The sequence below is a fragment of the Clostridium acetobutylicum ATCC 824 genome (assembly GCF_000008765.1).
Taxonomy (GTDB): domain Bacteria; phylum Bacillota; class Clostridia; order Clostridiales; family Clostridiaceae; genus Clostridium_S; species Clostridium_S acetobutylicum.
Genome location: NC_003030.1, coordinates 3,910,880 through 3,934,465 on the forward strand (window position 1 = coordinate 3,910,880; position 23,586 = coordinate 3,934,465).

Below are 23,586 nucleotides of genomic sequence, written 5' to 3' on the forward strand. Positions count from 1 at the left end.
CCTAAAAAGCTGTAATGGCAAGGGCTTTTGTCTTCATCCATTTATCATCAATGGACCAAGCTAAACTGTACATCTTACTCTTACATGTTGAAATCGCTTCTTCAACTTCTGGTGCTGTCCTTGCTAATTCGTCACTAGCTTTTTTATATTCATCGTCAAACTGACTTTTTTTTACTTTTCCCGACCAATTCGTTGTTCCAGCTGTTTTGAATTGCGTAAAATCCAAGCCATAAGTATCATCTAACAAATTCGAAAGTCGATTAACATAACCCTTTAGGCGTATGACTTTATTATATTTTTCTGAATCACTCATCGTCATCCTCCATATCTCTCACAGCTGCAAAAGGATCATCGTCAAAGTTTCCTTCCTCTGCTGCGGCTGTTTCTGGTGCTGAAACATTTTCTTTAATTTCTACGCTAGACGCTAAGTACTCTTCTTTAGCTTGACATAGTTGCTCAACCATCAAGGCATCATCATCATCTGTATATGCTTCTGAAACCACCTTCAAGATGTCTTTGCCATTAAAGTAAGCTACATTTTCATCAATCATCCCTTCAGGATAAAGTATTGCACCATAATCAAAATAATTGTTATTGACTACATTTGCTCTGCTGACAATCATCAATTTTTTGATTGCACCTTTAAGAATTACAATACTTCCAAGTGGTAAAAAACTTTTTTCTTCCATCATTTTTTAACTTCCTTTCCTTTATGTTTGAGTTTATAAAATGGATCATAAGGATTTTCAGGCTCCTTTTTTACTGGAGTACTTTTAGGAACCTTCTTTACTTCCGCTTCAGCCTTTGGCATAGCAGTTTCCACGATTTTGACAGGCTCTTTTACAGGCTCTTTTTTTTTAGAGGCTGTCGGAGCGTCAAGGGCTTTTTTTAGCTGTTCATCTATAAACTTTTCATCTAGCTTGTCCTCATAACCTCGTTGAACCACTTCCGTAATGGATTTGCTTGAAATCACAAGTGTCTTATATTTGCTATTTTCTCCAAAAGGGTGAGGAACACCGCGATAGCCCGCAATGGTCTCCTCTCCCCTTTTTTGAAAGCCTCTTGAAATGATAATATAGATACTATCATCGTCTTTTATTCTTACTGCCGTCCCTAGGGGTAATAATACTGGTGAACTTTTAGTCATTATTTTCTCCTTTCGTAAGCTCCGGCAATTTCATCTTATCAAAACTAGAGCCACCTCTTAACACAAAGTAAGCATCTTGAATTGAAAGCTCAGGTTCTCTAGAACTGCTTGTACCTTTGATTAGAGGAGTATCATAAGCTCTTGAACCAATCATTCCTGTAAATTTCAATTGTCTAATAGCTTTTGGTACTTCGTCAAAACTCTTCGCTATATATTCATGCGGAGCAAAAATCAACACATCTAAGCCTGCTTTGTAAACATTTTTCAAGGCTAAAACAAAATCACTGGCAGGAAGGTTTGTCTTTTGAATAAAATCTTGAAGATTGCTAATCACAAGAAGCATCGGCTCGCCATTTTCATGCTTTTTTGCAAGCTTCACATAACCAACCATACCTGCAATGACATCTTTAGCATCATTTTTATCTGTAATGAGTGTGACATTTTCCGTTAAAGAGTGATGAGCAAGTACTTCCTCAAAACTTTCATTAAAATCAACCAACAAGACACCTGTCTTGATTTTAGCAATTTGTTTCAATAAAAGGGCTTGGAAAAGTAACATCTGATCATCATCCATTGGTGCAAACAAGAAATACGGCTGAGCACTTGGTACAATTCCAAGAATTTCTGTTGTTTGATAAGACATTCCCATTGGTATCTTTTGTTCTCTTTGCCACTGCATAACCTCTGAATATTCCTCAAAAATCTCCAAGCTTAATTCTTCAGGTGTCATTGGAATCTTTTTAGGGCGTTTTCCGGTCCACGCTTTATCCATTTTAATCACATCATTTTCAATAGCTTCAAGAAGTTTAACATCATTCCCATCGTGAGTTGGCAAATAAAATTGAATTGCTGTTGGAATATCCAGCATCACTTGCCCACGTCCAACAATTTCTTCTTGAGTCACTCTCTCTCGTCCCATCACTGCAACCACTTCAGACTCATCATTTAGATAAAGCACCATCTTAGTTTTGATATTTGACATCATGCTCATGCGCACTGCGCCTACTCGTCCTACGGTCATGATAAGGTATAGTCCTAGGGCTGCCCCTTCACGCAATAGTTGAATGAGTAAATTATCAATATCTTCTTTCCTACGGTCTTGTTGCCCTAAGCCATCATAACTGTCTAATATAGTGATAATGATAGGAAGCTTTTCTTTTGTTTTTGCCTCATACTGAGAAAGGGATGCAACTCCTACTTTCTTAAACAAGCTCTTTCGATAGAATAATATAGAAGAAATTCGTTCCATCATTTTTTGAAGCTTTTCTACCTCTTCCAACATCACGATATCTGCTACATGCGGCAATTCCTTGAGTGGCAATAAGCCATTATTCCCAAAATCAATAAGATTGAACTGAATCTGCTCAGGTGTATTTTGCCTTGCCAAATTCATGACAATTGTTTGAAGTACAGTTGATTTACCATAGCCCGGACTTGAAAAGATAGCCGTATGACTAGAATCCGTAATATCAAAAGTATAGTTCTCTTGAGTCTGCTTGCTTGGAATATCAAGGAGACCCAATGGAATTTTTGTATTGAGTTCTGCTGTTTGAGTTACCTCTGGTGTTGGAATCTTACTTTCCAAATTAGGTAACCAAGGTTTAGCCGGAAGTGTTAAGTTTGATGCCTCAAACACACGATTGACTTCCGAAATAACAGCTTCAAGTTGTGTAGGTAAGTCACTTGTGTCATGTCCTTGAACCACTTCCTCGCCTGGATCGTAAACCAGTTCCGTTTGACCAATACCGTTAATTTGATAAATACGCTCATCGACAGTTTCTACCGTAGTGTCATCTGGATCATAAGGAACTCCTGCATAACCACTTTGAAAAAGCTCATAGACCTCGTTTTCACCAACCTTTATATATCCACGTCCCGGCTGCGTTATATGTGCTGCATCATGTGTTTTTAAAAGTTCATTAGAATCTTGCTCACTTGCCATCTTAAGAGCAATTTTACTCGTTGAGTTGGCTTCTATTTGGTCATTGACAACGCCACTTGGCTTTTGAGTTGCTAAAATCAAATGTACTCCAAGAGAACGTCCGATACGTGCCACAGAAGTCAACTCATCTAAGAACTCGGGAACATTTGATTTTAACTCCGCAAATTCATCAGAGACCAAAATCAAATGTGGAATCGGTTTTTCAGGATATTTCGTATCAGGTTTAGGATTTAAGCGGCTCTTATAAAGACTCATATAGCCGTTTATGTTATTCACTCCGAACTTAGCGAATTCTTTCATACGCTTATCCATTTCAGCCTTGATACTTGCTAATGCTCTGGCAGTTCCTGCTCCATCCAAGTTTGTAATAGATCCCATGAAATGTGGGAGTTTATCCAAGGTATTAGCGATACCTCCACCCTTCCAGTCAATGATGAGCATTCCAATATCTTCTGGAGAGAAGTTAATAGCAAGTCCGATTAGGTAAGTTGTTAAGAATTCAGACTTACCAGAACCTGTAGTACCACCCACCAAAGCATGTGGTCCATGAACCCTCTCATGCAAATCCCAATACATATATTCCGATTTTCCACGCCAACCAATAAGAGATTTAATTGACTTATTAGGCTCAGCGCTTGCCCAGCGCTCCTGGATATCCAATTCCTCAACCTTTTTAACTTCGTATTGGTCAAGCAAACTTAAACTTTCGGGAATCGCATTTTTCTCTACTTCAACGTGCTCTAAATTAGTGAGCTTACGAAGGCTCTTTTCAAGTAATGGTACATCTCCGTATGGTTCGAAAGATTTGGCCACATAGATTTTATTATCATTAATGATTTCGCCTGCACTTTGGTTTTTGTATTCTACAAGTGCAGTAACTGTTTCAGTAAGAAGTTTTTGATCTTCCTTACACCAGATAACTGTCACTCCAAGCTCACTCATATCCTCTGCCAAAAATTCGTTAATACCATGACCTGATAGGTAAGAGTCGTCAAAAATCGTAAAAATATAATGTGGTACAAATTTTGGTTTTTCTTTCCCTGCGTCTTTTAGTACTTGTTTACGCTTGTTCAAAATCTGATAGAAAGAATTTAAGAGAAGATCACGTGTATGGGCATTATGAACAATACCACGCATATTCAATTCTTGAATTTTGAAATGAGGGAGAAGTCGCCATTGTATCCAATCTTTTCGATAACTTTTCTCTGGCACAAGACTCAAGAAATTGACATCTCTATAAGAATGGAAGAAAGCCACTTGTAGTAATAAATTAGCAACTGCGGTTTTTAGTACAGGATAGGTTCCAACCAATCCCAAAGTTTGCGTGCTCAAATTAAGAGTTATTGGTACTTCTCGTTGCGTCGAAAAGTGTTCAACAAGGTGCTTAACACGCAGTGACTTCTCATCATTATCTCGATCATTAATATCCGAATCAACAGATAAATTAGATGCTTGATTTCCAGTGCCGAGCGTAACCACTAAGAAATCTTTGTCACTTGCCATCCTCTCATAAATTCGAGAATTGTAAGTTTCAATCATTTCAGCTAACTTTTCAGGTGAGGGATTTCTAAAATGCAATACTTCTGTTTCTTCATCATATTTATCAGAAATTTCAGCTACCGCCTTGATAAGGTATTGCTCGTAGTCTTCCTTTCGCTTTTGATCCTCAATCTTATGCTCCTTCTTCTCACTTATATACTGAGAAACTGTGAAAGTAGCCGTTATAACACTCATGGAGCCCATTCCTAACATCATGATAGGATTACGTCCAGAAAGAACACTTGTAACCCCCGTCGCAGCAAGCATACCAAGCGGCGGAACAATTGCTCTTAAAATTCCATTTTTACTTGGCTTTTGAGCTTCTCCGATTTTCTGAATCTTAAATTTATCAGAAGGAGGCTCTAAACGAAGCCGCGGACTACGTCTGTATTTAGGAAAATCCTTTGGAAATTCAACCGCGGGAAGCTGTCTTAAAAAGCTCTCCTGGTTAAAAACAACAGTTTCTGAAAATGTAGTTAATTTCCATTGTTCTTTACGCTTTTCAAGCAAAAAATCATGGGTTAATATTTGATCCCCTATTTGAACTCCTTTAACATAATGATGCCCCTTGATTGGAGCATTGTTGAAATAAACAAATTCTTCATTGTCATCAATTATAAAGGTGTCCTCGTGAATGACCACTTGCGCATTTCCTTGGGTTTGTATACTTGCAATTGTGTCTGATCCCAGAACAAAATAATCCTCTTTGTTAATTAAGAAAAACATTGTCTCAGCAGTTTGCGGAGAAACTACTAAGACTTCAAGTTCTCCCACTTTAGAGTATCCTGTAGTAACGGTCGTACCATTGATAAACAGTGTACCACCAATCACACCAAAGAGTGACCCTTCATACCTAATAGACGGACGTTCCTCTGACAAACTAATGGTATGGAGCTTCTCTCCTAAAAGATAAATTACAAAGAAGAGCTGGCTCGCATCAAGTCTATTATCAATAAAGAAATTTTGTTCTTTTATCTCTTCTCCGATTTCAAAACCTTTACTGCTCATAAGTACCTCCTATTTTCCAAGATTTTTTGTTAGCTCCTGAATTTTCTTATTGTACTCATCCAAAAGTTGTTGTTTCTTCGCACCATCCATTGTGGTATTAAGCTTGGTCGTCTCGTAAAGATTAGTATATGCTAATAATGTCAACTGAACATCACCTAAATTTTGTGCAAGGTTCAAGGCTTGTTTAAAATCTCCACGACCACTATAAACCCAGTAATTTAAGGTATTATCATCCGATTTGGTTGAAATATTATTTAATATAGCTTGTTTCTGCGTCGTTGTTAAATCTGATAAATTGACAGAACTTACAGCTAGTATATAACGTGCTGATTTTGGCAGTTTACTAGGAGAATAGTTTTGCAAATCGGTCTGCGTTTTGTCATAGTTATTTGTCAAGAAATCAGTCTGCGCAGTAATAATTGCATTTTGCTTTTGACTGTTACTGTAATAATAGTAAGTAAACCAACCTAAAACAAGTGCAAGAATAATCGCCAAAGTTCCAAAGTATTTAAAGAAACGATAGCGTCCCTTGGATACAAAAGCGATATTTCGATTGATTTTTTCTGTTTCTTTTTGTAACTCCTCATCAATAAATTCAGCTATTTCCTGGGTGCTCTCAAAACTATTAATGGTTTGACTGAACTTATCATTCATTGCCAGGGAGCCAGAAACAAGTGACTCAAATGGTACTTTAGAATTAAATATGTAAAAAATAAGGGCTTTATACGATTTTAAAAAGTCCACTGGAGTCATATCAAATGGGGCAAGAAGCTTATGCAAACCAAAATGAACAACAAATAGTGTTTCTCCCATCAATAGTATATTTTCTGGATGAAGAAAAGGAATTTTGAATTGATTTTCCAGACCAGAAAGTGTAGCAAGTTTTTGTGCCAATTTTAATCTTTCAAGACGCGTCTTTGCAAGTCGAGTAGCAGATGCAAGACTTTTAGCAGCTTCAGGAACAGGGTAAGAAAGTACCCATGTCTCATTGTCTTCATTGACAATAACTTTGTCAGAAAGTTCTTTAAGTACGGCTTCCTTAAATTGCGTACTTTCTAAGCGTACTTGAAAAAAATCTTTATTTCTTTCAAACTCAAGACTAGTTTTACTGTTAGATATTTTCATTCAAATTCTCCTGCCTTTCTTGTGTGGGAAGAATGCAAAAAACATCCCCACTCCCTATTGGCAATTCTTTTATCAAATCAGTATCATCAACTTTTATGTTTTTATCCTTCAATTTAAGCGTCCAATTTTGGGGCATTACTCCACCCTTAAGCACTTGATGCATGAGTTCTGTAAAACGCCCCATCGTTATTTCTGTGGGAATACAGAAATCCAACTGTTGCCCATTTAACTCAATACTTATATCAATGCGTTCGCTCATTTTTCTTTCTTAACCTCCTTTGGGCATTTTTTTGTCCTAAGAAAATCGCTAAAACAATCAAGGGAACAGCAGCTAGTAAAATGACCCAATACCATATCATCGTTTTAGAATCACTTGTGCTCGTACTAGATGCAATGACTTGAGGCTTGTAATTGACAAAGAGTTGTTCTACAACCTTTTTTGTGTTTGCATTGTAGAGTGTATTTATTGCCTGCTTTGAGAAATCAAGTGTCTCTCTTTGTTTTGGAACATTATCATGAGCCTGCTCTTTTGCGAGCTTGTCAATTGTAGGTGTAAAAAGCTGGCTTCGTATTGAAAAGTCACTTGTTGTTCCAACGCCTCCATCTGAATTGGTAATCACATTAGGATTAAGCTGGAGGCTTCCATTATCAACTGCAAAACACTTAGGGCTGGCCAAAAATACTATCCCCAAAACCATACAGATGAATAGTAATAGTCCACTTTTTAACAAAAGATGCCACCAAAAGTAGCATCTTGCTTTATTAGAAACCGAAGCTTTGAGCATCTTGTGCATCACGTTCAGCAACAGTATCTGCGTATTTGTTCAATTGTTGATTTACGCTCTCAAGAAGGTTTTCAAACTGAACAACAGTTTGATGAAGTTGATTGTATTGTTCCAAATACGCTTGGAAGGCTTGTCCTTTCCATTCCTCAGCGATTGTGCTATTCATTGAATTTACTTTTTGAATTGCTTGATCGATTTCTTCTTTAGATTGAATATAAACCTGAGCTTGAGATTTTAACTCTTCAGGTGTTACAGATATTTGAGCCATAATAACTCCTCCTTATATATATCTTTGGTATTGTTTGCTACAGTTAAATACGAAATTTAATACCATTCGTATTCATTACCAAACTTTTCCCATTGCAGATTTATTATATTACTCTCATCTTCGACTGTCAATGGTTTATTTCAAGGGTTTTCAACAGTTTACATCTTATTGATAATTATAACGAAATAATTAATATTGTCTTTTTGTGTAAATCCCTAAAAGTTGCTTTACGTATTGTATTATATATAAATATATTAGGTAGAAATTCAGTTACCTTTTACATTTTATATTGGGGCTTTTCACCACATAAAAAAATGCCAAAGCTCTAAAAGCTTTGGCATTAACTCTCTTGGTGCTCCAGATAGGATTTGAACCTACGACCAACTGATTACGAATCAGCTGCGCTACCAACTGCGCTACAGGAGCATACTTACGAAATATATTTTACTACATTAATCCCTTTTACACAACTTTTTATGAAAAAAATTGAAGTTCTAACATTGTAATTTTTATTTCTGATGAAATGCTACTAAAACTTTTTATATTTTTTGAAAAAGTAAATTTATCCCACAATCGCTTTGAATACCTCCTAAAATCTTAATATTTAAAATCCTTTTTGATTTTGACTTTCTTTGACTTTCGTACTATCATATACTTGTAAGGTGAAGAGAAGAAAAACTTCAAACATTCAGTATTTTCTAAAAATATTTTGATTCAATTCGCTTTGCACCTTTAATGTATACATTGAATAAAAAATTAAAATAAGCTAATAACTAAAAAATATTTAATATTAGGAGGTTTTAATTATGTTTGGAATGGTTCCTTTTAGAAGAAATAATAATGGTTTAATGAGAAGAGAGGATTTTTTCGATAAGATGTTTGATAACTTTTTCTCAGATGACTTTTTCCCTACTACTACATTCAATGGAAATGCAGGCTTCAAAGTAGATATAAAAGAAGATGATGATAAATATACAGTTGCAGCAGATTTACCTGGTGTTAAAAAAGATAACATTGAGCTTCAATACGAAAACAACTATTTAACTATAAATGCAAAAAGAGATGACATTGTTGAGACTAAAGATGATAACAATAATTTTGTAAGACGTGAAAGAAGTTATGGAGAACTTAGACGAAGCTTTTATGTAGATAATATTGATGACTCAAAAATTGATGCATCTTTTCTTGATGGAGTTCTTAGAATAACTTTACCTAAGAAGGTTAAGGGAAAAGATAATGGAAGAAGAATTGATATCCACTAAGTAAAAAAGTTATACACTGTTGATAACTTTCTTCCCCCTACTTATCCACAGTAGTATGATTTTTATATTAACAATGTTAATAACTATAAAATATAAAAAACAACTTGTGTTATCCACAAGTTGTTTTTTATTATTCTTGATGAATTACATCTAACCTACCAAACTTACTGTACTGACCAAGCCAAGCAAGATTAACAGTTCCTGTAGGACCATTTCTCTGTTTTGCTATTATGCATTCTGCAACATTCTTTTGTTCAGTTTCCTTATTGTAATATTCATCTCTATAAAGGAACATAACAAGATCGGCATCCTGCTCTATAGAACCAGATTCTCTTAAGTCCGAAAGCATAGGTCTGTGATCATTTCTTTGCTCAGGAGCACGCGATAACTGTGAAAGAGCAATAACTGGACACCCTATCTCCTTTGCAAGTGCCTTTATAGATCTTGATATCTCAGATACCTCTTGCTGTCTGCTTTCTCCATTTCCACTCATAAGCTGCAAGTAGTCAATTACTATAAGATCTATACCATGCTCTATTTTTAATCTTCTGCATTTAGACCTCATTTCCATTACGCTAACTCCAGCAGTATCATCAATAAAAATCTTGGCATCTGCAAGCGGTCCTGATGCTCTAGCAATATTATCCCAATCTTCATCTTCAAGATTTCCTGTTCTAAGCTTTAACATATCAACATTAGCTTCTGAGCATAGTAACTTGTATGCAAGCTGCTCCTTTGACATTTCTAGAGAAAATATTACTACGCTCTTGCCTGCCCTTAATGCTGCATACTCTGCTATATTAAGAGCAAATGTAGTTTTTCCCATTGAAGGTCTTGCTGCAATAAGAACCATATCTCCCTTTTGAAATCCTGATGTTTTATCATCTAATTCAGGAAAACCAGACGGAATCCCTGTTATTTCCCCTTTGTTGTTATAAAGTTTCTCTATCTGTTCAAAACCACGCTCAAGTACAACATTCATTGCTTCAAAATCACTTGTAACTTTATTTTCTGCTATATCAAATATTCTTTTTTCCGCACTGTCTAGTACCTTCTCTACATCATCCTGCTTAGAATAACTTTCTTCAATTATATCCGTTGAAGATTTTATAAGTTTTCTTAACACTGCCTTATCTTTAACTATTTTTATATAAGATTGAATGTTTGCAGTAGATGCTATGGAATCCCTGATTTGAGTTACGTATGTTATTCCACCTGAAGCTTCAAGCTTATCCGTAGATTTTAAATGCTCTAAAAGTGTTATCAAGTCTACTGGTATATCCTTTTGGAAAAGTTCTAACATAGCATTAAAAATAATTTGATGATTCTGGCGATAAAAATCCTCTCCTCTTAGGGATTCAGCTGCTTGTGCTATACAGTTTTTATCGCTTATCATGGAACCTAAAACACTCTGTTCTGCCTCCAGGTTTTGAGGCATAGCTCTTAAGGGTGCCTCCATCTTTTACATTCCTCCTATTTTTTAAAAACTATATTAATAAGCTCTTCTATGTTTGTAACGCTTTTAACTTCTATATCTTTAAGTCCTTGAGGAACATCCTTAGCATTATCTTCAGGAACAGTAACAAGCTTTATTCCTCTTCTTCTTGCTCCATATATCTTTTCAAATACTCCGCCTACAGGTTTAATCTTTCCTCTTAACGAAATTTCACCTGTCATAGCAACATCCTGTCTAACTTCTTTATTTAAAATTGCACTTAATATACATATAGTTATAGCACTTCCTGCTGAAGGACCATCTATCTTACCTCCACCAATTACATTAACATGTATATCATAGTCTTTAATATCTTTATCTGTTAATTTCCTAATAACAGACGCAGCATTAAATACTGAATCCTTTGCCATACTTCCAGCAGTTTCATTAAATCTTATAGTTCCTTTTCCTTTTTGCTTTGCTTCAAAGGCTTCAGCTTCAATTTCTATAGTTGAACCCATAAATCCACTAACTCCAAGTCCAAAAACATGACCAACTTCATACTCTGCGTCAAAAATATTCTTTTCGTATGGAGTTAACCTACTTATTCCAACTATAGTTTCAACATCTTTAACCTTTATTTCAACCTTGTCACTAGGTTCTAATCCTTGACTATAAAGAACATATCCATAAACATCTGCTAATATATTTATAGCCCTTCTACCCTGAATCGTGTATCTACTTATTAATTCTTTAACACCATCCTCTAGTAGAACATTTAATTTATCTGCTGCATTATCAATTATATCCATAATGTCTGAAGATGACAATGGCTCAAAATATACCTCTGTACATCTTGATCTAAGTGCTGAATTAATTTCAGATGGATCCTTAGTAGTTGCCCCTATTAAAACAAAATCTGCTGGAGCTCCCTTTTCGAAAAAATATTTTATATACTTAGGTACATTTTCATCATCAGGATCATAGTAGGAGGATGAAAACTCTACCTTCTTATCTTCAAGAACCTTTAAAAGCTTGTTTTGAAGCATAACATCAAGCTCTCCTATTTCATCAATAAAAAGTACTCCTCCATGTGCATCTGTTACAAGTCCGCTCTTTGGCTCTGGAACTCCTGTTTCTGCAAGATCTCTCTTACTTCCTTGATATATAGGATCATGTACCGAACCCAAAAGAGGATTGGTTATTTCTCTAGGATCCCATCTAAGAGTTGCTCCGTCTACCTCAACAAAATTTGCGTCTTTTTTAAACGGAGTATACTTAAGCTTTTTAACTTCTTCTAATGCTATTCTTGCCGCTGTAGTTTTTCCTACTCCTGGAGGACCATAAAGTATAATATGTTGTGGATATGGTGAGGCTAGTTTTGACACTAGTGCCTTTATTGCTCTTTCTTGTCCAACTATCTCTGAAAAGGTCTGCGGTCTCAACAAGCTTTGTATGCTTTTTGATAGTTTTATCTTTTCAAGTTTTTTTAATTTGTCATATTTCTTCAAAGTACTTTTATTTTCCGGGCCTTTTTTCTTTCTTATTATGCCAAGCCTTACTTCCTCTAAGTACTTATTTTGTCTTTTAACTAAGGCATCCTCTACTTCATTTTCAATTTCGTTTTGAATATACCTTTTAGCAACATTCTCAACAATCCAATTGGTAGTATCCTCAACTGCTTCATATGTTTCTTCTTCATTTGTAGGAATAACAGCTATTCCCTTACCTTCACTTATAATTTTATTCACTGCATATATTTTCTTTGCTGAGTCCTTGCTAGATAGATATTTATTAAGCTTATACTTAATGATTCTTGCCCTAATTGTCTTATCGTCTAAAATGTTCTTTACAGTATCATATAATGCATTTACTTGAACATCTAAAGGGATAGTCTTGCTATCTTCTTTTCTTATCTCTTCTGAATCACTCTGTAATTTCACCTGTTAACCCCTCTCACTAACCTTCTGAAATCAATACATTTATTTTTGTTGAAATTTCAGGATATAATTTCAACTCAATTTCATAATTTCCTAATTTTCTTATAGTCTCTGAATTTACTTTTTTCTTGTCTATATCTACATTAAATTGTTTCTTAATTTCAGCAGCTATATCTTTGCTTGTTATTGCTCCAAATAATCTTCCGTTTTCCCCTGCCTTTGCAGAAAGCTTTAAAACCTTTCCCTTAAGTTCATTAGCAAGTTTTTGAGCTTCTTCTGTTTCTTGAAGCTTCTGTTTTCTTTCTGCATCCTTCTTTAAATTTAAAACTCTCATGTTAGAGTTATTTGCTTCTTCAGCTAATTTCCTAGGGAATAAAAAATTTCTTGCATATCCATCTGATACGTTTATAACTTCCCCTTTTTTTCCTACGCTCTTTATATCCTTTAATAATATTACTTTCATATATTATTCACCTTCCTCTAAGTATTTGTCTATAGCCTTAACCAAACTGTTTAACACATCCTCTGTAGAAGACGCCTTTACCTTTGCTCCTGCCATGGTTATATGCCCACCTCCACCTAAAGCTTCTAGTACTACCTGTACGTTTATATCTCCAAAGGACCTTCCACTTATAAGTATGTTGTTTTTTATCTTAACAAGAACAAATGATGCTTTCATGCCTGTTATGTTTAAAAGTTCATCAGCAGCTTGTGCGGCCATTATATTGCTATCTATTTCTTTTGGGCATATGGCAATAGCAATATTACCATGAAAAACCCTAGCAGACTTAATTATTTCAGATTTTTTTATATAATTTTCTAAGTCATTTGAAAAAAGCTTTTTTATCTCAATAGTATCTGCACCATTTTTCCTTAAAAAAGCTGCAGCTTCAAAGGTTCTTACCCCTGTTTTAAAAGAAAAATTCTTAGTATCAACTACAATACCTGCAAGAAGAGCCTCTGCCTCAATTGGTTTAAGCTTATGATTCTCATCCATATATTGTATCATTTCTGTAACTAATTCAGAAGTAGATGATGCATATGACTCAATATAACTTAGAATAGTATCTTTTATATAATTTGCAGCACGTCTATGATGGTCAATAACAACCACTTTACTTATTTCTTCTAAGATTTTTTCGCTTAGAACATAATTTCTACTATTAACATCATCCAATATCAAAATTGAACCTTGATCTATAAGTTCGATACAATCACTGCTTCTCATAAAAACATTTTTATATTCATCGTAATTTTCTACAAGTCTATTAACAATTCCTTCAACACTTGAACTAGTATCATCAAGAACAATGTGCACATCTCCATCTACTTTACTGCTTAGTACACTATATAATCCTATAGCACCACCTATGCAATCTATATCTGGATTTACATGCCCCATTATAAAAACATTTGTACTTTCCTTTACTAGTTCCACTAAAGACTGTCCTATGACTCTTGCTCTTACCTTAGTTCTTTTTTCAACTTCTTTTGTATTTCCTCCATAGAACAGCAGCTGCTCTCCATCTTTTATTACAACCTGATCTCCACCGCGTCCAAGCGCTAGCTCCTTAGCTAAAACAGCATAGTTGTAATTTTCAATAGGTGTATTACCTGATTTACCAATACCAATGCTTAAAGTTACTGCTAAACTATTTTGCATATCTATTTCTCTTATTTGATCCAATATCTCAAACCTTTTCTCTACTTCCTTTTTAAGCTGCTTATCTTGGATCACTAGAACGTATTTACCTGTTGAATATTTCTTAAACATGGCATTTATATGTTTAGCATAGCTAATTATCACTGTTTCTATTTGTGCCTTAAGTAATGGTTTCTTATCTTCAGGAGTACTTTTTACCACCTCATCTAAATTATCCACTTCAACTAGTAGCACTGATGTTTTACAGTTTGAAATTTCTTCTTCAAATTCATGCCTATCTGTAACATCATAGAAATATATTAAAAATATTTCTTTATTCTTCTCAAAAATTTTCATTCTACTGCTGTATATATCATAATATTTTTCTTTTATCTTAAAATTTTTACAAGGCTTATTATCTTTAGATAGTAAATTACTTAAATCTTTATCTTGTATTACTGATGACAAGTTGTTTCCTAAAATATCATCATTAAATACATTAGAAATACTTTGATTGTACCATAAAACATTTCCTTTTTCACTGACTATTATCACTGGAAATGGCAAATTTATAAGAATATTTCTCGCAGCTATATCTGAACTAGATGAGAAATCTTCTATAAAGTTTTTCCACTCATCTTTTTTTAATCTCAACTTTTCAACATCATAACCAATAAAAAACAATGTGACAATTAAAGCTAATATAGCATCCCTATAATGACCATACACAAACATTAATATTATAAGAATTAAACTAATAAAGATATATGATAAATTTTGATCATAAAAACCTCTATACTTTTTCTTCATTATATTTCACCCTGTTTTTTATTACTTTTTTTTATACCAATCTTTCTGAAATCCATAAACGAATCAACAAATGCTAATGCCATATATACATAATACAACAATTGAACTAATAAAATTCCTACTACTAAAATTAAGGCAATAATCCAATTACTAAGTTTTTGTTTAAATTTTAAATAATATACAATTAACGATAATCCAGTTACAATTAAATACAATCCCATTGTCATAGATACCGTATAATATATATAATCCCCTAAAATTATATTTCTAGTTTTAAGTACTAATCCTATACATCCGAGAATTATTGAAAAAGCCAAAACTAAATTATTAATATATATGTTATAAATCTTTAGCTGATAATTCACTTTAATCTTTAATCTATTAAATATTCTTTCTCCTACAAAGCAAGTGAAGTAAGCTGAAATAGTAGATAATATTGTAAGCAGTCCAGGAACAACATTAAGTATATTTTGTCTTGTAAAGCTTTGCCTTAAAATATCCAATGCGTCATCAACCTGCTGTTTATTCATGCCTGCCTCTAAGTACATCTTGCCAACATCATTAATGCTTGATTTTGCCGAATTCACCATATCATCAACTATATTTATAAATGTAATGTTATTAGATACCTTTAGTATTGCTGTATATTCAAATACTGTTGCTGCAATATAAGCTATACTCATAATAATAAACGTTTTTGAAAAACTTAATCCCTTTTTAGTGCTTATAATAAATACAACTGAAGGTATTAAAAACATTACCATAACTAACGCCGCTATTTTAGGATCTATAAAAATACAACTAAGCACTGCTGCAATTACTACCTCTAATAAGGAATGCTTAAATCCATACTTTAAATACACTATTGCAAATGGCAGCGGTGTAAGAAACATCATAAATTGAATTATACCATATCCGTATACTCCTAAAAATACTAAAACAAATAAAATTACAGCCATTAAGGCCACTTCACCTATAGCTCTTACATTATAATTTTGCACTGATATTTCCTCCAAATAATATTAAATTCTGTCCTTTAAATGCCTATATAGTTTTGTAAGATCCTTCCCATCCTTTTCTATATCATCTTGTTCAACAATACCTAGCTTTAACTTTTTTTTCATTGTCTCATCTATTTCCACATGTGAATATCCTAATCTTCCACCTAGTATATATAATAATATTATTGCACTTGAAATACAATTTAGTATTGCATCTTGAGCAGCATTTGTACCTTTGGTCAAAACCTTAAAAAAATCGCCTATTACGCATAATAAATCTGCCTTTAGACCCTCAATGGTTTTTATATCAGACATTATTTTAAAATTTTCTTTCTTCATAAATAATCCCCCTGTCTTAACTATATTTTAGTTATCTTTTTATATTTATGCAATATAAATTAAGCCACTCAACCTATATTTAATACTAAAACGAATACATATAAAATATGTACATATTTCTTCTTTTATTTAAAAAGTCACCTAATAAGCAAACCCTCTTGCATAATATTGCAAGAGGGATGTCCTTACTTATTTCTTTGATGCTGATTTTATAGTATTTCCGTTTTTATCAATAGACTCTGTACTCTTAACCTCAGTTTTAAATATCTTCCAAGCACCATTTACAATCCTAAGGTGATATACCCCTGTAGTTCTGTTATCCTTGTAATCTGATTTTTTCTTATCTATTGAAGTTTCTACGAAATCAACAGTTGTATCTTTATCAGATTTGCTTTTTATATCCGCTTGCTCAAGAGTATATACAATATCATACTTATTAAAGGAATCAAGCATGGAATCCTTAATTTTATTGTAATTATCATTATCTGTAGGATCTATTGTATCCATATAATCATCAAGCTTCTTATCATTAGCTTTCTTTACATTCTTATATAAAGTATCGTATACTGGATCCTTATATTCTACTCTTGTTACATTTTCATTTGTTATTTTCCAAGTTCCATTTATATTCTTCAAATAATCTACGTACATAGTTCTGTTATCTAAGAATCCAGGTCCCTTGATTTTTGAATTACTCTCTATAACTTGAACTTGTGCACTTTTGGAATCCTTATTTAATATCTTCATGTCCTCTATTGATGATTTCATTTTATACTTAGAAAAATCGTCTTGCTTATCTTCTTTAACAGTTTTATATATACCTGATTTCTCATCATAGTTTTTCATATAATCATCAATTTTACCATCGTTAATTGCCTTAACCTTATTTTCTATAATCTTTGTTATAGTACTATCCTTGGTAACTAGTTTTTTACTGCTACCTACTTTACCCGAGCTACTACTTCCGCATCCAACTAGTGATGCACTTACTGATATCGCTGCTATAAATGAAAAGATTTTTTTCATCTGTTATCCCACCTACATTCAGATAATTTATTTAAATCACTGTTTTCTATTTTAACACATTACCTTAACATAAATCAACACTAGTCAAATGCTGTTAACTTTTAATTCAAAAATACAGTTTATAATTACAAAAAAATTAAAAGCTGTTCCAAGATAATATAGAATATCTTGGAACAGCCACCTTTTTTAAAACTACTCTGTTGTAAAAGGTAATAAAGCAATGTTTCTTGCTCTCTTTATTGCTATTGTTAACTCTCTTTGATGTTTTGCACAGTTTCCAGAAATACGTCTTGGAAGAATCTTTCCTCTTTCAGTAACGTATTTTCTAAGCTTATTTATGTCTTTGTAATCTATGCTTTCGCTTTTTTCCATACAAAAAGAACAGATTTTTCTTTTCATTTTTCTGTTTCTTCCACCATTAGGTCTTTTTCCGTCTCTATCTTTGTTTCCGTTATCTCTAGCCATCTTTTTCCCTCCTTACTTTAAGAAATTAAAATGGGATATCTCCATCATCTATTGGTGTTATATCATTATTATCTGGTAATTGCATTGAACCATTTTCATTTCCATTATTAAATTGATCATTTGCCATGGAGTTATTATTAGAAGATCCCCATTCAAGAAATTGAACTTCTTCAGCTACAATTTCAGTTACGTACCTTCTAGTACCATCCTTAGCATCATAAGATCTAGTCTGTATTCTTCCGCTAACTCCCATAAGTTTTCCTTTACTCATGTAATTAGCCGTAGATTCAGCTTGTTTTCCCCATACAACTATGGGAATAAAATCAGCTTCCTGCTGACCCTCTTTTTTAAATCTTCTATCTACAGCCAAAGTAAATGATGCAACGGCTGTTCCTGTACCGGGAGTAAACTTTAACTCTGGATCCTTAGTTAATCTTCCTATTAAAACAACCTTATTCATATTAAAACATCACCTTTGGTGTTTATTTTTCCAAACTAATAATTAAATGTCTTATAATACTGTCACTAATTCTGAACACTCTATCCAATTCTTTTGGCAATTGTGCATCAGATTGAAAATTCACTAAAACGTAGATTCCTTCATTAACTTTGTCTATTTCATAAGCAAGTTTTCTCTTGCCCCATAAATCTACATTTTCAACTTCTCCGCCACCATTTGTGATTACTGACTTAAATTTTTCAACATTAGTATTTATGCCTTCTTCATCTAATGATGGGTTAAGTATAAATAAAGTTTCATACTTATTCATTACCATTCACCTCCTCCCTATGGTCTGACGGCTGTGAAAGTTTTATATCACAGCAGGGACTCACAGTTTATAATTATATATCATATTTAAAAAAAAATCAATTTTCTTCTTTCTTTTCTAAAACTTTTTTTAATCTCTTTTCAAATTGACTTCTTGGAAGCATTATTATTCTACCACAATTAACACATTTTATCTTTACATCTGCACCAACTCTTATAATCTCCCATCGATTTGTTCCACATGGATGCTGTTTTTTCATTTCAACAATATAACCTAAATCAAATTCTTTATTCACTTTTCTCTCCTCCTATAAATTGAAGTTTATTATAAGGTATTTCTATTTCAGCCTTATCCAAAGCTTCCTTTACATACTTTCTTAACTGATTTTCGTTTGCCCATTGTTTCATGGGTTTTACCTTTCCTGATACCCTTATATTTACACCACTTGATCCAAGTTCTGTTATTCCAACTACTTTGGGCTTTTCTACTATATCTTCATTATCCTTAGAAAACTCGTCACAAGCAATATTAATAACTTTTGTTGCATCATCAATATTTTCTTCATATGCTATACTAACATTTACATTTATAGATATGGGACCTCTTGAATGATTTGTAACCTCTGATATATTTCCATTTGGTATTATATGAAGATCTCCTTTAAAGCTTCTTATTTTTGTGACTCTAAGCTCTATACTTTCTACAATACCAGAACTTTTACCTATTGTTATATAATCACCTACCGAATATTGGTCTTCAAATAATATAAAAAATCCGTTTACAACATCTTTAACTAGATTTTGAGAACCAAAGCCCAGTGCAACTCCACCTATACTAGCAAAAGTTAAGCTAACAGCTGAAAATAACTTGCTGCCAAATATTAAGGTTAATATTACCGTGATGCCAAAAAAGTACACACCATATTTAACTACACTTTTGAGTATTGCACCTATAGTTTTACTTCTTTTTTTATCAAGAGAAAATCTAAAATCTTCTTGCTTCTTTAAAGTTTTATCAATAAATTTATTGACCAATTTTACTATAATATACATCATCACTATAACAACTAGTACTCTTATTACTAATTCAAAGACATTGTATACATTAAACTTCATTTTTTGTAATTGTACTGTACCTGTTTCTACATCAAATATAAACTTACTTAAGAAATTCATTACTACTCCTCCAATAAATAAATGTACTTATAATATATATATTTTTACAACTTATTTCAATAAATTTTGTAAATATTTATGCCTATATGTATAAATTTTTTTTTATTTGTCCATACTTACATTTAGGAGGTTTGTATATGGAAAAAAGAATTGTATTTAATGTTGATGATAGCAATATTTTATATTCATTTAGCAATTATCTTAGCAGTGAGATAAAATCAATAGCTGTTAATCGTGATATTGTCTTCTTATGCATTGGCACAGATAGATCTACAGGTGACAGCTTAGGTCCTATGGTTGGTTATAAACTAACCAAATTCCACAAAAATAATCTAATAGTTTTTGGAACTTTGCAAGAACCTGTTCATGCAAAAAACCTATGTAATACCATGGATATTATTAAAACTAAATATGAAAACCCATTCATAATCGCAATAGATGCTTGCCTTGGTAGTACAAAGACTGTTGGTAATATAGTAATACAAAATACTCCACTCTCACCTGGTTCAGCTATGAATAAAAGTCTCCCTACAGTTGGTGATTTAAGCATAACTGGCATTGTAAATGTATCTGGTCCTTTTGACTTCATGGTTCTTCAAAGTACAAGATTATATAGTGTACTAAAATTAGCAGACATTATATCAAGAGGAATACATATTTCTATAATAAAGCTTTCAAGTGAATATGATTCCACCTATAATAAATTTTACACTAGGTTAAAATGAATATAAATATAAAAAAACTTCCGAAATAAATATCAGAAGTTTTTATAATTTCTATTTATCATTAACTTTTTCACATACTTCTTTCAAAATGTTTTTTTCTTCTTCTGAAAGATCATACCTTGATAAACCCTTGTTAATAGGCTTAGCATATACTACACTTTCCCCTCTTCCATATATACTAGTTAGCATTATTCCATCATAATTATCATCTAACAATACTAATGAAAAACTCAAATCACTACCAATATTCTCAAATGCTTTATATCTAACCATAGCTACATTTTTAACGCATTTTTTGACTTGATCCTGTAATTCTTCATAAATATCCTTTACTTGTTTTGAATCTTCATTTATCTTTTCAACTTTATCTAAATATCCATTTATAAGTTCTTCTAAATTTTCAGCATTAGATCCACGCATTAACTTCCTATAATCTCTTTTTAATTTTTTCATAGAGTGCATACTAGACAAATTTAGTATTATTAATATAATAACTAGCGCACATAAACCTATAGTTATGTATACATTAAATTGGTTAAGTAATTTAAAAACGTCTTCCATTTTTATTCGCCATCTCCTTGTTACTATTAAAAAATGTTTCACGTGAAACATTTATATTTTTAATATATCAATTATCCTTTGAAGATCCTCATTAGAGTAATACTCAATCTCTATTTTACCCTTATTTTTATTTGTTTTCAATAAAACTTTTGTACCAAAATAGCCCTCTAGCTTATTCCTTATATCGACTATATACTGGTTTTCCTCTTTACTCTCTTCATCATTTTTTTCTGTTGTTTCTTTATATGTTTTTAGTAATTTTTCTGTCGCCCTAACACTTAAATCTTCATCTATTATCTTCTGAGATATCTTATATTGCAATTCCTTATCCGCTATTGATAAAAGTACTCTTCCATGTCCCTCTGAAATAACACCATCAATTAAATATTCTTGTACTCTTTCATCTAAATTTAATAACCTTATACAATTTGCTATAGCCACTCTAGACTTTCCAATTCGTTGGCTTAATTGTTCTTGAGTAAGATTAAAATCTTCAAGAAGTCTTTTATATGCCAATGCTTCTTCAATTGGATTCAAATCTTCTCTCTGTATGTTTTCTATAAGGGAAATTTCTAATATTTCTTTTTCTGTCGCATCTATTATGACTGCTGGTACTTCTTTTAGTCCAAGACTTTTAGCCGCTCTAAATCTTCTTTCTCCAGCAACTATAATATATTGCTTTCCTTTTTTCTTTAAAACTAAAGGCTGTACTATTCCATGTTCTTTTATAGATTCAGCCAATTGAACAATTTTTTCACTATCAAAGTTTTTACGTGGCTGACCTTCATTAGGTTTAATTAAGTTTAAAGAAATCTTTTGTGAACTACTATTTTCCTCTTCCTTTACATCTGTATCTACAATTAGTGCATTTAACCCCCTGCCTAATCCGCCTTTTTTATTCATTCACATCACCTTCCCCTACTGGTTACTAAGAAATTCATTGGCTAGATTTCGATAGCATTCTGCCCCTCTACATTTGTCATCATATAAAACTATCGGTAATCCATAACTAGGCGCTTCAGCCAATCTTATATTCCTAGGTATAGTTGTATTATATAGCTTACCACTAAAATACTTCTTGACTTCTTGTGCAACTTCATTTGATAATTTAGTTCTATTGTCGCACATCGTTAGTATAACACCTTCAACCTCGAGTTGCTTGTTTAAGGATTTTTTTACGAGTTGAACTGTATTCACAAGCTGTCCAACCCCTTCTAATGCATAGAACTCAGTTTGTATAGGTATTAGTACACTATTAGATGCTGTTAATGAATTAATAGTTATGAATCCTAATGATGGGGGACAATCTATGAATATATAATCAAATTTCTTATTCATTGCCTTTATTTTGTTTTTAAGAATTCTTTCTCTATTATCAATGTTTATAAGTTCAACTTCAGCACCAGCAAGTTCAACTGTTGATGGAGCAATGTACAAATTCTTAATAAGCTGTGATTCTTGTATAATATCCTCCAATGCAACATCCGTTGTTAATGCATCATAAGTTGATAATTCCAATGTGCTTTTGTCTATTCCTAAACCACTAGTTGTATTACCCTGAGGATCTATGTCTATAGTCAACACTTTTAATCCTTTCATGGCTAAATATGTACATAAATTTATATTGGTTGTAGTCTTACCAACTCCACCTTTTTGATTAAATACACTTATTACTTTCATAAAATTCACCACCCTCGTATTAATTGCTATTTTAAAATCAATTGCTATACTTTCTTATAATAATATTATAAACTCATAATATTGTTTTATAAATAGATTTTTTGTGAATTTGGGCAAAAAAAAAATGTTTCACGTGAAACATTTTTTATTTCTTAGGAATTACAACAGTAACTTCAATAGTATCATCTAATTCCTTAGATTTATATTTAGCTTTTATCCCGTATTTATCAAACACTTGCTTTATTGTATTTATGTATATTTGAGATCCAAATATACCTTTTATTCTTTTCTTTCCATCAGACGCAATATCATTTTCTTTTTTATAAACCTTATCTAATTTCTTCTCAATGAGCTCTTCTGTTTTCTTTACATTTAATCCTTTTGACACAACACTTTTTATAACACTCATTTGTGATTTCTTATCAGATAATTTTAATAATGCTCTTGCATGTCTCTCTGTAAGATTATTTTCTAGAAGTGCCTTTCTTACATTGTTATCTAACTTTAGAAGTCTTAATTTATTAGCTATAGTTGATTGCTTTTTACCTACGCTTTGTGCAAGTTTATCTTGAGTATATCCGTATTGCTCTATTAAATTATAGTATGCTTCCGCTTCTTCCATATAGCTCAAATTTTCTCTTTGAATATTCTCTAGAAGCGCTATCTCAGCTGACTCCTTTTCATCTATATCAATCAAAATAACAGGTACTTTATCAAGACCAGCTATTTTTGCAGCTCTAAAGCGTCTTTCACCTGCAACTATTTCAAACTTGTCATCATCAACCTTTCTTACTGTTATTGGTTGAATTATACCATAGTTATCTATAGATTCAGCTAATTCTTTAAGAGCTGCTTTATCAAAGTACTTTCGAGGCTGATTTGAATTTGCACATATATTGTCTACAGAAATATATAAAACACTATCCATATAAATTCTCATT

At 32.6% G+C, this 23,586-nt stretch carries 26 protein-coding genes and 1 tRNA gene; 2 read left to right on the top strand and 25 right to left on the bottom strand.

Going from position 1 to position 23,586, the window contains the following annotated elements; all coding sequences use genetic code 11:
* Position 1: 1 nt before the first annotated feature.
* The 9 genes from CA_RS19055 to CA_RS19095 form a co-directional block, all read right to left on the bottom strand.
* Positions 2-313 (bottom strand): hypothetical protein, encoded by a 312-nt coding sequence (locus CA_RS19055; protein WP_010966966.1) that lies wholly within the window; start codon positions 311-313, stop codon positions 2-4.
* The gene (locus CA_RS19060) at positions 306-692 is read right to left on the bottom strand and encodes a DUF4176 domain-containing protein (RefSeq protein ID WP_010966967.1); all 387 of its coding nucleotides are present in this window, start codon (positions 690-692) and stop codon (positions 306-308) included. Before CA_RS19060 ends, CA_RS19055 begins: the two co-directional genes overlap by 8 nt.
* Positions 689-1,147, bottom strand: a complete 459-nt coding sequence (locus CA_RS19065) for a DUF4176 domain-containing protein (RefSeq protein WP_010966968.1) — start codon at positions 1,145-1,147, stop codon at positions 689-691. Before CA_RS19065 ends, CA_RS19060 begins: the two co-directional genes overlap by 4 nt.
* Positions 1,140-5,636, bottom strand: a complete 4,497-nt coding sequence (essC, locus tag CA_RS19070; protein WP_010966969.1) for a type VII secretion protein EssC — start codon at positions 5,634-5,636, stop codon at positions 1,140-1,142. Before essC ends, CA_RS19065 begins: the two co-directional genes overlap by 8 nt.
* Before the next feature lie 9 nt (positions 5,637-5,645).
* On the bottom strand, positions 5,646-6,761 hold the full coding sequence (gene essB, locus CA_RS19075) for a type VII secretion protein EssB (protein ID WP_010966970.1): 1,116 nt from the start codon (positions 6,759-6,761) through the stop codon (positions 5,646-5,648).
* Positions 6,748-7,020: an EsaB/YukD family protein gene (locus CA_RS19080; protein ID WP_010966971.1), complete on the bottom strand. Its 273-nt coding sequence runs from the start codon at positions 7,018-7,020 to the stop codon at positions 6,748-6,750. Before CA_RS19080 ends, essB begins: the two co-directional genes overlap by 14 nt.
* Positions 7,004-7,546 (bottom strand): type VII secretion protein EssA, encoded by a 543-nt coding sequence (essA, locus tag CA_RS19085; protein WP_010966972.1) that lies wholly within the window; start codon positions 7,544-7,546, stop codon positions 7,004-7,006. Before essA ends, CA_RS19080 begins: the two co-directional genes overlap by 17 nt.
* Entirely contained in the window at positions 7,524-7,814 is a 291-nt protein-coding gene (locus CA_RS19090) for a WXG100 family type VII secretion target (RefSeq protein ID WP_010966973.1), read from the bottom strand. Before CA_RS19090 ends, essA begins: the two co-directional genes overlap by 23 nt.
* A gap of 350 nt (positions 7,815-8,164) precedes the next feature.
* A tRNA-Thr gene (locus CA_RS19095) sits at positions 8,165-8,240 on the bottom strand.
* A gap of 380 nt (positions 8,241-8,620) precedes the next feature.
* On the opposite strand from CA_RS19095, the gene hsp18 reads away from it, so the two are divergent.
* Positions 8,621-9,076 (top strand): heat shock protein Hsp18, encoded by a 456-nt coding sequence (gene hsp18 / locus CA_RS19100; RefSeq protein WP_010966974.1) that lies wholly within the window; start codon positions 8,621-8,623, stop codon positions 9,074-9,076.
* A 130-nt stretch (positions 9,077-9,206) separates the two neighbouring features.
* On the opposite strand, the gene CA_RS19105 is transcribed toward hsp18, so the two are convergent.
* The 12 genes from CA_RS19105 to CA_RS19160 form a co-directional block, all read right to left on the bottom strand.
* The gene (locus CA_RS19105) at positions 9,207-10,535 is read right to left on the bottom strand and encodes a replicative DNA helicase (RefSeq protein WP_010966975.1); all 1,329 of its coding nucleotides are present in this window, start codon (positions 10,533-10,535) and stop codon (positions 9,207-9,209) included.
* A 14-nt stretch (positions 10,536-10,549) separates the two neighbouring features.
* Positions 10,550-12,454, bottom strand: coding sequence for a Lon family ATP-dependent protease (gene lonC / locus CA_RS19110; RefSeq protein ID WP_010966976.1), 1,905 nt, complete (start codon positions 12,452-12,454; stop codon positions 10,550-10,552).
* A 16-nt stretch (positions 12,455-12,470) separates the two neighbouring features.
* Positions 12,471-12,914 carry a 50S ribosomal protein L9 gene (gene rplI / locus CA_RS19115; RefSeq protein ID WP_010966977.1) on the bottom strand — a complete coding sequence of 148 codons (444 nt, stop codon included), beginning with the start codon at positions 12,912-12,914 and terminating at the stop codon, positions 12,471-12,473.
* 3 nt (positions 12,915-12,917) lie between these two features.
* Positions 12,918-14,903 carry a DHH family phosphoesterase gene (locus CA_RS19120; protein ID WP_010966978.1) on the bottom strand — a complete coding sequence of 662 codons (1,986 nt, stop codon included), beginning with the start codon at positions 14,901-14,903 and terminating at the stop codon, positions 12,918-12,920.
* The gene (locus tag CA_RS19125; RefSeq protein WP_010966979.1) at positions 14,903-15,904 is read right to left on the bottom strand and encodes a YybS family protein; all 1,002 of its coding nucleotides are present in this window, start codon (positions 15,902-15,904) and stop codon (positions 14,903-14,905) included. The genes CA_RS19120 and CA_RS19125 overlap by 1 nt, the downstream gene beginning before the upstream one ends.
* A gap of 21 nt (positions 15,905-15,925) precedes the next feature.
* The gene (locus tag CA_RS19130) at positions 15,926-16,243 is read right to left on the bottom strand and encodes a MazG-like family protein (RefSeq protein WP_010966980.1); all 318 of its coding nucleotides are present in this window, start codon (positions 16,241-16,243) and stop codon (positions 15,926-15,928) included.
* A gap of 189 nt (positions 16,244-16,432) precedes the next feature.
* A complete protein-coding gene (locus CA_RS19135) occupies positions 16,433-17,269 on the bottom strand; it encodes a hypothetical protein (RefSeq protein ID WP_010966981.1) in 837 nt (278 codons plus the stop codon).
* A gap of 192 nt (positions 17,270-17,461) precedes the next feature.
* The gene (gene rpsR, locus CA_RS19140) at positions 17,462-17,734 is read right to left on the bottom strand and encodes a 30S ribosomal protein S18 (RefSeq protein ID WP_010966982.1); all 273 of its coding nucleotides are present in this window, start codon (positions 17,732-17,734) and stop codon (positions 17,462-17,464) included.
* A 25-nt stretch (positions 17,735-17,759) separates the two neighbouring features.
* The gene (locus CA_RS19145) at positions 17,760-18,194 is read right to left on the bottom strand and encodes a single-stranded DNA-binding protein (protein ID WP_010966983.1); all 435 of its coding nucleotides are present in this window, start codon (positions 18,192-18,194) and stop codon (positions 17,760-17,762) included.
* Positions 18,195-18,216: 22 nt separating this feature from the next.
* A complete protein-coding gene (gene rpsF / locus CA_RS19150; protein ID WP_010966984.1) occupies positions 18,217-18,504 on the bottom strand; it encodes a 30S ribosomal protein S6 in 288 nt (95 codons plus the stop codon).
* 97 nt (positions 18,505-18,601) lie between these two features.
* A complete protein-coding gene (locus tag CA_RS19155; protein ID WP_010966985.1) occupies positions 18,602-18,799 on the bottom strand; it encodes a DUF951 domain-containing protein in 198 nt (65 codons plus the stop codon).
* Positions 18,792-19,679, bottom strand: a complete 888-nt coding sequence (locus CA_RS19160) for a mechanosensitive ion channel family protein (protein ID WP_010966986.1) — start codon at positions 19,677-19,679, stop codon at positions 18,792-18,794. Before CA_RS19160 ends, CA_RS19155 begins: the two co-directional genes overlap by 8 nt.
* 137 nt (positions 19,680-19,816) lie before the next feature.
* Between CA_RS19160 and yyaC the strand changes: the two genes are divergently transcribed.
* Positions 19,817-20,404: a spore protease YyaC gene (gene yyaC / locus CA_RS19165; RefSeq protein WP_010966987.1), complete on the top strand. Its 588-nt coding sequence runs from the start codon at positions 19,817-19,819 to the stop codon at positions 20,402-20,404.
* A gap of 51 nt (positions 20,405-20,455) precedes the next feature.
* Here the strand turns inward: yyaC and CA_RS19170 are convergent, their stop codons facing one another.
* The 4 genes from CA_RS19170 to noc all read right to left on the bottom strand — a co-directional run bounded on the left by CA_RS19170 (position 20,456) and on the right by noc (position 23,573).
* The gene (locus CA_RS19170) at positions 20,456-20,965 is read right to left on the bottom strand and encodes a DUF4446 family protein (RefSeq protein ID WP_010966988.1); all 510 of its coding nucleotides are present in this window, start codon (positions 20,963-20,965) and stop codon (positions 20,456-20,458) included.
* 51 nt (positions 20,966-21,016) lie between these two features.
* On the bottom strand, positions 21,017-21,868 hold the full coding sequence (locus CA_RS19175; RefSeq protein ID WP_010966989.1) for a ParB/RepB/Spo0J family partition protein: 852 nt from the start codon (positions 21,866-21,868) through the stop codon (positions 21,017-21,019).
* A gap of 15 nt (positions 21,869-21,883) precedes the next feature.
* Entirely contained in the window at positions 21,884-22,645 is a 762-nt protein-coding gene (locus CA_RS19180) for a ParA family protein (RefSeq protein WP_010966990.1), read from the bottom strand.
* A gap of 145 nt (positions 22,646-22,790) precedes the next feature.
* Complete coding sequence (noc, locus tag CA_RS19185; protein ID WP_010966991.1) at positions 22,791-23,573, bottom strand: nucleoid occlusion protein; 783 nt, start codon at positions 23,571-23,573, stop codon at positions 22,791-22,793.
* Between the last annotated feature and the right edge of the window lie 13 nt (positions 23,574-23,586).